This window comes from candidate division KSB1 bacterium (assembly GCA_034506335.1).
Lineage (GTDB): Bacteria > Zhuqueibacterota > Zhuqueibacteria > JANLFK01 > Oleimicrobiaceae > Oleimicrobium.
In genome coordinates this window covers 22,602-37,463 of the sequence record JAPDPR010000039.1, presented here as the reverse complement: position 1 = coordinate 37,463, position 14,862 = coordinate 22,602, and the positions used below count along the sequence as shown (strand labels likewise).

Annotated in this window: 10 protein-coding genes; 8 read left to right on the top strand and 2 right to left on the bottom strand. The window is 59.5% G+C overall.

Annotation, left to right across the window (positions count from 1 at the left end; genetic code table 11):
- The 4 genes from ONB25_11310 to ONB25_11295 all read left to right on the top strand — a co-directional run.
- The coding region (locus ONB25_11310) for a hypothetical protein (protein ID MDZ7393471.1) at positions 1–305 on the top strand (305 nt) is incomplete at its 5' end.
- Positions 306–343: 38 nt separating this feature from the next.
- The gene (locus tag ONB25_11305) at positions 344–730 is read left to right on the top strand and encodes an amino acid-binding protein (GenBank protein MDZ7393470.1); all 387 of its coding nucleotides are present in this window, start codon (positions 344–346) and stop codon (positions 728–730) included.
- Between the two features lie 37 nt (positions 731–767).
- Positions 768–2,360 (top strand): glycosyltransferase, encoded by a 1,593-nt coding sequence (locus ONB25_11300; GenBank protein MDZ7393469.1) that lies wholly within the window; start codon positions 768–770, stop codon positions 2,358–2,360.
- An 89-nt stretch (positions 2,361–2,449) separates the two neighbouring features.
- Positions 2,450–3,211: a polysaccharide deacetylase family protein gene (locus ONB25_11295; protein ID MDZ7393468.1), complete on the top strand. Its 762-nt coding sequence runs from the start codon at positions 2,450–2,452 to the stop codon at positions 3,209–3,211.
- 93 nt (positions 3,212–3,304) lie between these two features.
- On the opposite strand, the gene ONB25_11290 is transcribed toward ONB25_11295, so the two are convergent.
- Together ONB25_11290 and ONB25_11285 are read right to left on the bottom strand one after the other, a co-directional pair.
- A complete protein-coding gene (locus ONB25_11290) occupies positions 3,305–4,195 on the bottom strand; it encodes a DUF1460 domain-containing protein (GenBank protein MDZ7393467.1) in 891 nt (296 codons plus the stop codon).
- A gap of 43 nt (positions 4,196–4,238) precedes the next feature.
- A complete protein-coding gene (locus ONB25_11285; protein MDZ7393466.1) occupies positions 4,239–5,267 on the bottom strand; it encodes a DJ-1/PfpI/YhbO family deglycase/protease in 1,029 nt (342 codons plus the stop codon).
- A 656-nt stretch (positions 5,268–5,923) separates the two neighbouring features.
- On the opposite strand from ONB25_11285, the gene ONB25_11280 reads away from it, so the two are divergent.
- The 4 genes from ONB25_11280 (at position 5,924) to ONB25_11265 (ending at position 14,702) form a co-directional block, all read left to right on the top strand.
- On the top strand, positions 5,924–7,153 hold the full coding sequence (locus ONB25_11280) for a hypothetical protein (protein ID MDZ7393465.1): 1,230 nt from the start codon (positions 5,924–5,926) through the stop codon (positions 7,151–7,153).
- Between the two features lie 279 nt (positions 7,154–7,432).
- Entirely contained in the window at positions 7,433–10,378 is a 2,946-nt protein-coding gene (locus ONB25_11275) for a TonB-dependent receptor (GenBank protein ID MDZ7393464.1), read from the top strand.
- A gap of 124 nt (positions 10,379–10,502) precedes the next feature.
- The gene (locus tag ONB25_11270; protein MDZ7393463.1) at positions 10,503–13,580 is read left to right on the top strand and encodes a T9SS type A sorting domain-containing protein; all 3,078 of its coding nucleotides are present in this window, start codon (positions 10,503–10,505) and stop codon (positions 13,578–13,580) included.
- Positions 13,581–13,676: 96 nt separating this feature from the next.
- Positions 13,677–14,702, top strand: a complete 1,026-nt coding sequence (locus tag ONB25_11265) for a PorV/PorQ family protein (protein ID MDZ7393462.1) — start codon at positions 13,677–13,679, stop codon at positions 14,700–14,702.
- The last annotated feature ends 160 nt before the right edge of the window (positions 14,703–14,862 follow it).

The window sequence follows — 14,862 nt, the reverse complement described above, 5'->3', positions numbered from 1 at the left end:
AGATTGAGGCTGCGTCGCGTCCTTTTCAGGGGCACTACCCGGTGAAGCTCAGCGGTTCGTGGCAGGGCGAGCAGAAGGTTTTTGTCCCAGGGGACTTTTTTGTCGACGTGGCACAACCGCTGGCACCCCTGATCGGATACCTGTTGGAACCGGAAAGCGAGGATGGGCTGGTCACCTGGAACTTTTTTGACCGCTATCTCTACGCCCATCAGTGGGCAAGTCAGCCGGCCAGCTTTCCCGTGAGCAAGGTCATGGTGCGTCCGGCTGTGGCGCGGCGGATCTGGCGAACAAGGGCCGGTGAGTGAAGCCGGCATGGCTTTGAATCATTCCCAGAGGTGACTCTATGGCAGAAATGGTCAAGCAGCTCTCTGTGTTTGTGCAGAACAAAGTGGGAACCCTCCAAGAGCTCTGCACCGAATTGGGACGCGCGGGGGTCAATGTGCTGGGTACGCTCTTGGTCGACGAGCGCGACTGGGGCGTGGTGCGATTGGTGGTGGACGACGTGGCCAAGGCCAAAACCGCACTGCAGAATACCGGTTATGTGTTCGGCGAAAGCGAGGTCCTGGCCGTGGAACTGGACAACACTCCTGGAACTTTGGCCGATATGGCGAGTAAATTGGCCAGAGAGAACATCAGCGTGGAGTTTATCTACGGGTCCGGCGCAGGGCAAAAAGCGTTGATGATCTTATCTACTTCGAACAACAAGAAGGCGAGCAAACTGCTTCGGTGAGGAACAAAACACACGTCGGTGGGAGAGGAGTGCAGGGATGAAGAAGATTAGCGTTGTCATGCAGTACCAGGAGGGGCTCAGCTATAGTGACGCGGAACTGAATGAGAGTGTGTTGTCCCTAGTGAACCAGAACTACCCGCACTGGGAGCTGATTCTGGTAGACAGTCGGGGGGCGAATGCCGCGCGACCACCTCTGGTGGAGGATGCGCGGATCGTGCACGTGCCTGGTGTTTTTAAGAATCGGGCGCAGGCCATCAATGCGGCGTTGGGGCGCGCTACCGGTGAGGCGGTGCTGCTGGTGGACAATGTGCGCGCACAAGTCGCCTTCCGCGCCAGCACGTTGGAGCTTTTGCTCATGGCGGCAGCCAGGCACCGAGACGCGGGCATGGTGTACGCCGATTACCGCCTGGTGGCTGCCGACGGCACTGAGCGGGACGTGCACCTGCTGGGCCACCATGAAGGCCGATTGCGGGACAATCAGGACTACGGCCCGGTCTGGTTGTTGCCGCGGGCGGTTTTGAGGAAACTCGGCGGGCTGAACGAGAAGTATGCCGCCGCCGACTTGTATGACCTGCGCCTGAGGGTCGCCACCCGCTACCGCCTGGTCCACGTGGCGGCTGCGCGCAATGGCCATGCCTACGTGGTGAAGGCCCCTGCAGTGAAGCACAACGTGTTCGACTATCTGCTGGCGAGCAAAGAGGTGCAGCTGGAAATGGAGCACGCGCTCACCGAGCACTTGAAAAGAATTGGTGCCTATTTGTCCCCCGGCGCACACTACCAGGAGGTGACCTACACCCGCGCTGAAGAGAAACAATTCAGCGATTGCATTGCCAGCGTGGTCATTCCGGTGTTCAACCGCAAGGAGTTCATCGGCACAGCCATTGAAAGTGTGCAGGCGCAGACTGTGCAGAACGTAGAAGTGATTGTCGTTGTCAACGGCGGCAAGGATGACCCCACGATCGAAGGCGTGCGTCCCTACCTGCCCGGAGGCGCCAAGTACGATCCGCACAAGCCCAAGGTGACCCTCTTGGTCGAAGATATTAACAACATCGGCTACTGCCTAAACCGCGGGTTGCAGGTGGCGCGTGGCAAGTACTACGTGCAGCTTGACTCGGACGATCGACTGAAGCCCGACGCCGTGGAAAAGCTCCTTGCGGTGTTCAACTCGGACCGGCGCATCGGCATGGTCATCGGCTCTTACGAGGTATGGCAGAAGGACGAGCACACCGGCGCGCTGTCGCGCATGGAGTCGATCCCGGTGGTGACGCACGATGAGTGGACTGAGCGCAATGGACGCAACAACCTCTTGCGCATCAACGGCGCGGGGGCGCCACGTGCCGCGCACATCAAGGTGATCAAGGAACTGGGCGGGTTTGGCACCAACGACTCGCCATCGGCGCGCAACTATGGCGAGGACTATGACCTGGTGCTGCGCATCTCAGAGCGGTATCGCATCGGTCGAGTGTGGGAGCCTATCTACGAGGTGGTGCGCCATGCAGGAGGCACCGACCACGCCATCGATCAAGTGACCATCGACCGGAACGACGAGGCCAAGGACTTTATGCGGCTTGAGGCGGTGCGGCGGCGCAAGGCGCTCAACCAGAAGGCACAGGGAGCAACCAAGGCCTAATGAGGCGCTCCTCTCCTGAGGCGAACAAAAGCAGGCGGGTGTGCAGCAGGCGAAACTGGTGCGTGCCCGCCTTTTTCCTTTGCGGCCTCATGGCTGTTTTGGGCTGTCAGGACCAAGCCGAACGTGCTCTCCGCATTCAGAATGATGCGAGGTGGGAGCACGTCCACGGCGGGATCATCCGCGGTGATACCTCGCGGCCCGTGCTGGCGCTGGTCTTCACCGGCGGGGACTATGGGGAAGGAACGGAACACATTCTCGCCACATTGCGGCAGTTCAACATCAAGGCCTCATTCTTTGTGACCGGCTCATTCATGGCTTCGCCCGAGCGGCGCGCCCTAGTGAAGCGCATGCGCAAGGAAGGGCACTACGTTGGCCCGCACTCCCACAGCCATCCTCTCTACTGCGCGTGGGAAGACCGTTCAAGGACGCTTGTCAACGAGGAATTTTTCCGGGAGGACTTGTCGCGCAACATCAAGGAGCTCCAAGAGATCGGTGCCCTTCAAGATGGCCGGCCGATTTTCTTCATTCCTCCCTATGAGTGGTACAACGAAGACCAGGTCCGTTGGGCAAATCAGATGGGGGTGGTGCTCTTCAATTTTACTCCTGGAAGTGGGTCAAACCGTGATTGGATCCCGGAGGGGCAGGCGGGATTTGTGCCAGGGGATGTGATCCTTCGGGATATTCTCGCCTACGAGGAGCGCGACCCACACGGGCTGAACGGCTTCTTTCTGCTGCTCCATCTCGGAGCCCAACGCCACGATAAAGTCTACCTGCACCTGGGGTCACTGATAGAGCAAGTGCAGCGGCGCGGCTATAGCTTCGCGCGGGTGGACGAGATGCTCACCAAGTAGCTCGGCGACTCGTCACCGCCTTAGCTTACTGTGCCTTGGCTGTGAGCATAGGCGGGTGGTGAAAAGCCGGCTCAATTGCTGTGTCGGGTGGGGTCACTCCTTGGGCAAAAGAAACTTGCCGTGGGTGCAGGGTTCGTCCTGCCAAGCGATCTGCTCCCGCACGCGCATGAAGCTCATCCCCATGTAGCGCGGATTCTTCATCAGTCCGGCAACATAGTCCGCAAAGGGGACATCCACCACCCGTCCGGCGCTCATGCTGGCGTGACGGAAAAAGAGGCCGCGCTGGTCGCGGATGACGAGGAGCATATGCGCAGAGAAAATGTCCGGCCGGTCTTGGATGAGCGCCACAATGTCGCCGCTGCGCAGACTATCCTGGTGGGCGGCAAGCCGGTCAAGGGGGATGTACGTGATAGTGACTTGTCGGTCGGGCAGAACGACCGGCAGGTCGGTAAAGCCTTTCCCCCCGAAGAAGCGCAGGTGGCTGATGGTCCTGGTCAGGGGTAGGGCGTCTACGCCGCCGATACGTTGCGTCACATCCTCCAGGCACCAGCTGTTAGCGGGTAGCCAGTCGGCCATGGTGTAGTGATTGCGAGTGGCCATGCCGATGATGCCGTGGCGGTAGCGAATGTGCTGAAGGATATTGAAAAAGTCCTCGTAGTAATCGGCCAGGGCCAGGGCCAGCACTATCTCGCAATAGGTCATGCAGTTGAGCTTCTTAAGATTGAGCAGCGGGCGCGTATCGTAGCGGGCGTAAGGGCCATCTCCTTCGCAGTACAAGTCGTACGGAGCGCCAAGGAAGCGCTCTGAGTAGTAGACGATCTTCTCCTGGTTTGACCATCCGGATGCGGCTACGCGTCTGATCTCCCGATCCAACTCCTCCACCGACATCTCTGGGTAATAGGGCCGGACCAGAGGGCGAGCGCATCCAGGGACGAGGACCAGGAGCGCCAGCAGAAGAAGGGCAGTATTCAAGACTCTACGCATGAGTTTGGTCTTCCGTTGTTGGGGTGAACGAGCAAGATGCGGACTACCACAGGTCTTCCATCCCTGGCGGGATATCCCAGAAGGTAGCCCACTGAAAGTGGCCCTTGCCTCCCTGCTGTGCGGCCATATCTACAGACAGGAGACGATAGTGCTCCAGCTCCTGCTCGGCAAGAAAGTGGAACATCTCGCGCGCCTTTGCGGAGCGCGCGCGCCCCGCCGCCGCCAGATAGAACTCGTGCGCCGCCCGTTCAGCGTTCATTGCCAGGGCGATGACCTCTTCCACGGTCATTTTCTCCGTCAAACTTGCGCCGCTCACCTCCACGCTCGCTTTGTCGCTGCGAGGAGAAGCTCCGCCAGCAACCGTTCGGTACAGCGCGGAGAGCTGTTCAAAGTGCTCTTGTTCCACGGCGGCCAAGTACAGGAACTTGTTGCGCAGCGCCAACTGCGTGAATTTGGCACTCGCCGCTTGGTAGAACTCTTGGGCGCCTTTTTCTCGGGCCACAGCCAACGCCAGAGCCTGCAGTACATCGCCCTTGTCGGCCTCAACAGTGGTGGGCCCAGCGGCGAGTGCTTCGGTCAACGCTTTATTGAACTCGGGCAAGTCCTCAGACCGTCGCGCGGTAATGAGCTGCCCATCGATGACAACTCCTTTGTCCTCGTACACTCCGCCCGCCAGTATCACGTCATCGCGAATGCCTGGATAGCAGGTGAGCCTGCGTCCGGCCAGTACCCCTGCGGAAATGAGCACTTGGGGCCCGTGACAAACCGCGCCCAGAGGGCGCCCTGTAGCCCAGAACTGGCGCACAAACTGGAGCACGGCGCTGGACAGGCGAAGGATCTGTGGTGACTCGCCACCAGGAATCACGACTGCGTCGTAATCCAGCGGATCTGCCTCTTCAAAAGTGCGGGTCACTTCTATGATTCTGCGCCCGTTCTTTCCCGCGAGTCTGCTCTTATATGTGCCGAGGTACTCGCCATGGGCCCCGGCGGCACTGAGGTACTCGTACGGTGAGGTTGCCTGCTCGTCGTGAAACTTGGGAGCCACCAACACGGCGACTCGCTTCCCTCGCAAGGACATCTCTGCCCCTTTCGCGTTTCCTCCAGATTCGCCGTTCAAGTCCTGTGAGCTATAAGGTGATTCCACGGGACTCGCCCGGCCTACATATCGACGCTGTGAATTTACAAGAAGAAAGGAGAAAATCAAACGAAAAAATCACGGTGTGAAGGCCAGGTGTCGTCAGGGCGTAGCAGTTTGAGTTTCTACTTGAACATGGAGCCAGAGTTTTGTATACTTAATCGTGGCAAAAGTCTAAGCCGAGGTCGTTTCGCAGCGCGGCGGACCGGAAGGCAGGAGAAGGACGGAAAAGCGACATTCACAGCCCTCTGGTGCCGGCGGTATCGCGGGGCAGAAGAGAACCGGTACTGTTGCCCAACGAAAATGCCTTGTCGCCTTGTTCTACGGGCCACCGAGGTGCTTCCTACGTCACAGCGATTACGTGCCTTTCTTCGGGGTATGAACCCAGGCACGTAGAATCCGACTCTTGTCGAGGGATCGGGACTTAGTCTCTTCGGGGTAATCGTCGCCGGCATAGGATGCGGGACCTGGTCTATGGTTAACAGTCCACTCAGGCAAGCGCCATGAGGATTGCCAGGCACAGGTGGTTCTCTCTTGCGGCGTGGGCACTTTTTGTCCCTGGGTTTACCTGGGCCCAAGGAGGGCAATGGTCAGTGTACACCCCGGAGAACTCTGGCCTCCCCGACGAGAATGTGCTCTCCGTGCTGGCTGCTCCCGATGGCCGACTTTGGGTCGGCACGCGGTTCAAGGGGCTCGCTTTGCTGGACGGGGGTAGCTGGCGAGTCTTCACTCCGCCTGCGCCCCAGCCAAAGCAGAGTGGGCAGGGACCGCAGGCTCAGGCCATCTACGACCTGGCGCTTGACAGTAGCGGGGTCCTTTGGGTCGGGACCAAGGTACACGGCCTGCTACGATTCGACGGCACGGGCTGGACCCGCTACGACACGGTGAATTCCGACCTTCCTGACAACTACGCATGGTCGGTGGTCGCCGACGAGGAGAACCGCATTTGGGTGGGCACGCGCTATGGCGGGGTGGGGGTCTTTGACGGCATGTCGTGGACTGTGTACAACACGCGGAATTCGCCTCTCCCGTCGGACGACGTCGGGTGTCTTGCTCTCGACAGCCAGCAGCGCATGTGGATCGGCACGCGCCGCGGACTGGCGTTGTGGGACCGGAATCAGTGGTCGGTGTTTACCGCCGCGACGAGCCCTTTGCCTTATGACTACATAGAGGCGGCTGCCGTGGACGACAAGGCTGGGGCCGTCTGGCTTGGCACGTTCGGCGGGGGTCTGGTGCGGTATGACGGACGCCAATGGCAGGTCTTCACGCGCCACAACTCCGGCTTACCTTCTGACAGCATCTACTCTCTGTCGGTAAGCCCCGACGGCATTGTATGGGTCGGAACCTTCTCCGCCGGCTTGGCGGTATTCGATGGGGTCACGTGGCAGGTGTTCAACTCCCACAACTCGCCAATTCCCCACGATCTCATCTACCAAACGGGCACAGACCGAAACGGAGCTACTTGGGTTGCTACCACGCTGGGCCTGGCGTGCTATCGCCGGACCTCTGATGCTCCGGCCTCGGGTGGGTGCAGCGTGGCGCCGGCCACATTTGTGCTATTACCCAATACTCCAAACCCTTTTCGTCATGGCACCCTTCTGCGCTTTCGCATGGAGAGCGCGGCGGAGGTGGAGCTCGGCATTTTCGACGTTGAAGGTCGGCGGGTCCGTGCTCTGGTGAAAGGCCTTCACGCGCCCGGGGCCTACGCAGTGTGGTGGGATGGCTGCGATGAGGAAGGGTGGCTGCTTCCTGCCGGTGTCTACTTGGCATGCATGCGCGCCGGTGGGTACCATGACACGGTGCGCATGATCCGCGGCCGATAGCGGAGAATTCGCCCAAACGTTACCGTTTCGCAAAAAAAATTCTTGACAAATTTGCTTTTTTCCGTTATATTGCACTTCGCCTGAATGTGAGTACCCGAGAAAGGAGGTGGTCACCGCAGAGCATCGCTGTCATTGGTACAGTGGGCTACGAGAAACTCGTTAGGCCCTTTTCTGTTTGGAGCCCGCCTCGACGACCATCGTCTTCGACAACAGAAAGGGGAAACACGGTAGCCCGGGGGAAAGTGCCGGGGGTGTCACCAAACAAAAGGAGCTGAGACCATGCACAAGAAGGCTTTCGCTCTGGCTGTTGTTCTCCTCACAATCCCCATGCTAATCTACGCGGGAAATACGGGTAAGGTGAGGGGAAGGGTGATCGACAAAGACACCAAGGACCCCATCCCCGGGGTCGCCGTCATCCTGGAAGGCACGATGATGGGCGCAGCCACCGATATCAACGGCTACTACATTATCCTCAACGTCCCGGTTGGCACCTACAGCGTGCGCGCCCAGATGATGGGCTACCAGACCGTGGTAATTAGCAACAAGCGCGTGTCTGCTGACCTCACTACCGAATGCGATTTCGAGCTCTCGCCCACGGTCTTGGAAGGCCAGGTGGTGACTATCGTTGCCGAGCGCCCCATCATCGAGAAGCACGTCACTAACACCGTCAAGACCATTCAGGCAGAGGACCTGCAGAATATACCCATCCGGGGTGTGGCCGTGGCAATGCAGCTCTCCTCGGCAGTGGTCGATGGACAGTACGTTCGCGGTAGCCGCAACGAGGAGACGGTCACCTACATCGACGGCGTCATGACCAGCCGTCTGCGCGATGGTGCCGCCAACGTCGCTTCGGTGATCAACAACGCGATCGAAGAGGTAACCTTCCAGGCTGGTGGCTTTAACGCAGAGTATGGCTTTGCCAACGCCGGCGTGCTGTGGTCTACTACCAAGACGGGCCAGAAAGAGTACCACTTTAATATTGAGGCCATTTCCGACGAGGTGTTCAAGGGAAAGAATGGGCGCACCTTGGGCACGCAATCGTGGGGCTACAATACCTACACGGTGACGGCCAGTGGCCCGGTCCCCTTTACCAATGACAACCTTCGCTTTTTTGTTGCCGGCGAGCGCAATTACAATGGCGGCTACGCCGTGTTCAACGAGGGCTTTGTAGTCGATACAGTGATCGTGTGGGGCAAGGGCACGGCCAATGAGCGCGCGTTTCCATTCAAGGCAGAGCTGAAGCCAGGGCCGTATCCGGGCTACAGCTACCGTTCCTGGGATATGAACAGCAACCTGGTGTGGGATGTGCGGCCGGTGCGCGTCAAGGTCGGCGCCAACTACCACTGGGATCGGAGCCAGGGCGGTGCCACGTGGGGCAATATCGTCAACTACAAGAAGAATGGCGTGACCATTTCCAACAACCAGCGGTACTACCTGAACGTCACCCACCAGGTCAACCCACGGCTGTTCTACACCGCAAACCTTGGCTATTTCAGGGTTTTCTCCGAGTATGGCGATCCCGATCTGTGGGACGAGTACTGGAAGTACGCAGACCCGCAGTACAACGTGGGCCCGGACGGCAACACAGTGCTGCGAGGCTGGGGCCTCACCTACACGCTCAGCCTTTATGGGCTGATAACTCTTCAGCCAACCGGCCTGGTAACCTCCGGGTACGGCAAGAGCGAGCAGGTGAACTTTGGCCCCAAATTGGACCTGGTATGGCAGTTCAACAACTGGAACGAACTGAAGACCGGGTTCGAGTACAACTATTACACCATCAGGCGCTACGACATCCCGGCGTTCACCATCTCCAAGGCACTCCATGACCGGGAGATTGATCCGAGCAACAAGCAGACCGACTATGATATCTATCGGAGCAACATCTCGCACTACGGCTACGACATCTGGGGCAACCCGACCAGCAAAGACACATGGTACGACGCAACCGACGATCAGGGGCGCATCGGCAAGGTGAACGGGCACGACGCCCCGAAACACCCGATCCGCGCGGCCTTCTACATCCAGGACAAGGTGGAGCTGAAGGACCTCATCCTAAACGCTGGGGTGCGCGTGGACTACTTGACCACTGGCACCTTGAGCTACAAGGACCCCCGCAACCTGATTCTCAACGCCTGGACGCTGGTGGATGACCAGAGCTTCGGGCCGGAGCGGCAGTACTGGAAGGTGAGCCCGCGGCTTGGTTGGTCGTTCCCGGTGACCGATCGCACGGTCTTCCACGCGCAGTTTGGCAAATTCGTGCAACTGCCGCGACTGGATGATCTTTATGACACGCACGGACTGGTGGGGCGCTTCCTCCAGGGCGGCAACGCCCGCACCATGCCCAACCCGAACCTGAAGCCGGAGCAGACCACCCAGTACGAGGTGGGCCTCAAGCAGCAACTTGGCGAAAACGCCAGCTTGATGGCGACGGTCTTTTACAAGGACATCCGCGACTATATTCAGATCCGGGTGACCCTGCCCGAGCCTGGCCTGGGGTATGGTGCCTTCTACGAGCTGCGCAACATCGACTTTGGAACTACTACGGGTGTGACCTTTGCCTTGAACCTGCGGCGCACAAAACGGATTGCGGCGACTCTGGACTATACGTATTCGAAAGCGATGGGCACCGGCTCCAGCAGCCGCGACCACTTTGACATCGCCTGGCAGGACCAAAACCTCCGCTTCCCGACCATCATCACGCCCCTGCAGCAGAACCAGGATCATGTGGGCAACGTGAACCTCGATTTCCGGCTCACCAAGGACGATGGACCGGTGGTCTTTGGCGTGCGACCGCTTGCCAACTTGGGTGCTAACCTGCTCTTCACCATGCACAGTGGCAGCCGCTACACCAAGATCGAGCCAGGGCCAGGGGGGCTGTTTGCGCAGAACGCCCCGCGGCCATTGGAGGCTTTGAACTCCTCGGTGATGCCGTGGTACTATCGGACAGACCTGAAGGTGGACAAGACGGTGGAGATCTCGCGCTTCAAGATCCGTCCCTACATCTGGGTCTACAACCTGTTTAACCGCAAGAACGTGACCGGCGTGTACCGTCAGACCGGGGAACCGCATGACAACGGTTGGTTCCTGACCGAAGACGGCAAGGCCTGGGCGGAGATCTACGGCAGCAAGGGCGTTTACTACGCCAAGAAGGCGCTGAGCGGTGCCGGCGCCACCAACCTTGCCACACCCCGCATCCTCCGGTTTGGCCTGATGATTGACTATTGATGTCCGTGGGGCTCGCATCAGGCACACGGGTGCGAGCCCTCGCATCAACCTTAGCCAACAGGTGGAGGTAGGCGCTTGGACAGCTCAGCACACAAGCTGTGAGTATCGCGTAGGAGGAGTCACGATGAAGAGAACGATGGTCGCTATTTTGGTAGCGGCTCTTGCAGTGCTGATGCTCGGTCAGACCTCGGCGGTGGCCAAGAGCCCCACGAGCCGGTTGAGCAAGTCCTTGATTAAGGACCACTGCAAGTATATTGATGTCAATCAGATCCGTGCTTCGGTGATGAACAACGGCACCTTTACCCGTCACCCCATCACCGGCAACTCGGACTTGGAATGGCCCAAGGGCACCGGCAAGTACGCGTGCTACAACGCGGGTATCTGGATCGCCGGTAAGGTGGGAGGCGCCACGCGGACGGCCTGCGCGGATTACAACGTAGAGTATCAGCCCGGCCTGATCTTGCCAGACGGCACGCCCGATAACCCGTCCGACCCCAAGTACCGCGTCTACAAGGTGCACAAGAACTACCCGGACGGATACGCGCCGCTGGATATCGATCCGTGGAGTGCCTGGCCGGTGGACCAAGGGGCACCAGTGAACCCGGATGGGTCTATCAAGTGGTACGGCGATGAGCAGCTCTACGCAGTCATGAACGACCTGGACGCAAACCTCCACAACATCGCTTACCACACCCTGCCCATCGGCATCGAGCTGCACTTGCTGGTGTTCGCTTTCGATCGACCCGGTGCTCTGGGTAACACCGTGTTCTTCCAGTACACCATTATTAACAAGGGCGCTGACCATCTTCAGCAAGCGTACATCGGCGTCTGGTCGGACGTGGACCTTGGGGACGCCAACGACGACTTGATCGGGTATGACCTCGAGCGAGGCATGGCCTACGTCTACAACGGCCGCCCGATCGACGCCACCTACGGTGATCGCCCGCCGGCCCTGGGCTTCGACTTTTTCCGCGGGCCCATGGTGCCGTCGCCCGGCGACACAGTGAAGCTTCCTGATGGAACGGTCTACCCGAATAGGAAACTACTGGACGCCACTGCGTTCGTCAAGTACTACAACCCCCACCCCATTTACCGGGATCCACGCTATAGCGCTGAGGGCGCGGAGGAACTCTACAACTACCTGGCCGGGCTAAAGTCTGACGGTTCGGCGTGGATTGACCCCACCACTGGGCAGGCGACGACCTTCCTGAATACTGGCGACCCGGTACGGGGCACCGGCTGGCTTTCTACCATGGAAGCTCCGCCGCAGGACATTCGTATCCTCATCTCGGCTGGACCGTTCACCTTGGCCAAGGGTGACACGCAGGTGGTGGTAGCCGGCTTGATCATAGGCCAAGGCAACAACCGCCTGTCGAGCATCGAGGTGCTGCGCTTCTATGACAAGTTCGCCCAGGCGGCCTATGACAAAGGCTTCCAGGTTCCTACCCCACCGCGTGCACCAGAGGTGCGGGTTACGCCGCTGGACCGCAAGGTGCTATTGACCTGGGGCAAGGAAGCGGAGAACTACACCGAGTTCGGCTACGAGTTTGAAGGGTACAACGTCTATATCGGCGCCTCGCCGGGCGGGCCGTGGAAACGCTTGGCGACCTACGACGCGGAAAATGGCGTGATGTCGGTGTTGGACGAGGAATACGACCCGAACACAGGCTTTGTGCTGGAGCTGCCGGCGGCCTATGGCAGCGACCTCGGCCTGAGCTACACCTACACGCTGGAGCGGGACTATGAAGGGTTCCGCTTGGCAAACGGCCGCAACTACTACGTGTGCGTGACCGCCTACAGCTTCGGCGTCAAGGGCGTGCCGAAGATCTTGGAGAGCTCCAAGAATGTACTCACGGTAACGCCGTATCAACCGCAGCCAGGTACGGTAGTCAGCCACAAAGAGTTTGAAGAGGTCTCCGTCACGCACTCCAAGGGCAATGCTGACCCGCTAACCTGGGAGTGGTGGGTGCAACTGGTTGACCCGCTCCGCGTCAGCACCGGCGACTATCGCGTCACGGTCAACCCGGATTGCACTTGGACTCTCCACCGTAACGGTCAGGTGGTAGTTGGCTATGACCATGTGAAGCCTGTGGAAGCCACCAAGACCATCGACAAGGATATTAGCCATTCGACCTTGGTCGGTGCCCCCTTGGACTTTTACATTGCTGGGCGACTGGACTTTACGCGGCCCGAGCATCGCAAGACCTGGCTGGCCCAGGTGCTGACGCCCACCAGTGACCCGACCATGCTTACGGCGCTCACCGGCCCTTACCAGCAGGGCAAGTCGGCCACCAATAAGGCAGTCAATGGACCGTTCAAGAAGGGCACTACCGACCCACGATTCATGGGCAATACCATCGAGATCCGCTTCACCGGCAAAGTGGACGAGAAAGGTGAGGTGATCTCTGGAGGCTCGCTTTCGACGTTGTTGTATGGGTTTGGGGACCCTGCCAACTTTATGCTTTGGCACCCAAGGAACCCCAAGCGCGGTGTATCCCGTGACCCATTCACCGTGCGGGTGCCGTTTGAGGTGTGGGATGTGACCCGAGGGGTGCAGGTGAACTCTGCGTTCTGCGACAATGCGCAGAAGATTGCCGACACCTTGTTTGTGGGTACTGACTCCGGCTTTGTAGCCACCTGGGCACCGCGCGGCAAATGTACGGTGTTTGTCTTCTGGACGGCCTATAACGACTCGGTCCACAACTGCGGCTATTCAGGCCAGGACAGGAACGCGACCTGGATGTTCGCCTACAACGAAAACGCCAAGTGGCAAACGGGCGACGTGGTGCAGCTGAGGTTTCCGCCCCCTGTCACCCCCGGTGAGGACGAGTGGACCTTTAGCATCAAGGGCGTGGAGCGCAATGTGGTGGAGGACGCCAAGAAGCGGCTGGACATCATTAACGTCTACCCGAACCCGTACTTGGCGCACAATATTGAGGAGCGCACGCTCCACCAGGAGCATGTCAAGTTCATCAACCTGCCGGAGAAGTGCACCATCCGCATCTTCAACTTGGCGGGTGACCTGATCCAGACCATCGAGCACGACAGCCCGAATCCGACCCACGAGTGGGATCTGCGCAATGAGAACTTCCTGCCGGTGGCGAGCGGGTTGTACATTGCTCACATCGAGGTGCCAGGCGTCGGGTCCAAGGTGCTGAAGATGGCCATCGTGTTTGGCCAGCAGCGCCTGCGGAACCTGTAACCGGCACCGTTGGTCAGGTGGGTGGCCGCTCCTGCGCCAGCGGTGCGGCAGGAGCGGCGCCGAGGTGAAAGGAAGAACCTTGTGGAGAACTGGACCATGAGAATAGCAAGAATCCTGGTGCTGCTCGTCGTTGTGGCTCTGGGGTGGAGCCTGGCAGTGGCCGGCAACCCGGATAAGCGTGGTGCCGCCGGAGCGCAGGAGTTGCTTATCCCGGTAGGCTCGAGGGGCATTGCCATGGGTGGGGCAACAGGCGCCCTGGCCAGCGGCAACGAAGCCATCTTCTGGAACCCAGCAGGTCTGGCCGCCACCGACGCCGCTGCCGAAGCAACCTTTTCGCACCTAAAGTGGATTTTTGATACCAGCATCAACTATTTCGCGGTGTCGGCGCGCTTCGGCACCCTGGGCTCCTTCGGCCTGAGCGCTAAGGTGCTGGACTTTGGCGACATCATCGAGACCACGGAGTTCGAGACCGAGGGCACCGGGCGCACCATTACCCCGAACTTTGTGACGGTGGGGCTGACCTTCTCGAGGCAGATGACCGACCGCATCTTCTTCGGCGCCAACGCCAAGGTCATCTCCGAGAGCTTCTTGCGCATGCGCGCCAGCGGCGTGGCCTTTGACTTTGGCGTCCAGTACATCAGCAGCCCCGGGGTGCGTATGGGGCTCTCGCTCAACAATTTTGGCCCAATGATGAAGTTTGTGGGTGAGGACCTGCAGCGCACCGTGGAGCTGCCCCACACCGAGTACGGCAGCGAGCCGATGGACCTCAGACTTGAGGCGCAAAAATTCGAGCTGCCCAGCAACTTCGAAATCAGCTTGGGCTACCCATATCACTTGAGCGACGAGCACGTCATAACCGCGGTGGCATCCTACCGCAACTTCAATGCCTCGGTGGACCAGGTGCAGGCAGGAATCGAGTACGCCTTCAACAAGCTGGTCTACCTGCGCGGCGGTTATGGCTCGGCGGTGCAGGCCTCGGAAGACTATATTTTCGGCTTCACCCTTGGTGCAGGGTTGCGCTACAGCCTGGGGGGCAACACCTATGTGCTCTTTGACTATGCCTATCGCGACGTGAAGTACACCGACGCCAACCAGTGGTTCACCATGTCGGTGCAATTCTGAGCTGAGCGGCCAGGCCCAAGAGGTGAGGCTGCCGCAAAGGCGAGGTCCGAGCTCTGTTTCCAGTCAGGTCTGACGAACGGGAGAAAGGAGGTGAGCGCCCGAGTCGAGCCCGATGCCATACCCAAACAGAAAGGAGGTGAGGCCCGGAACTCTGAGGGGG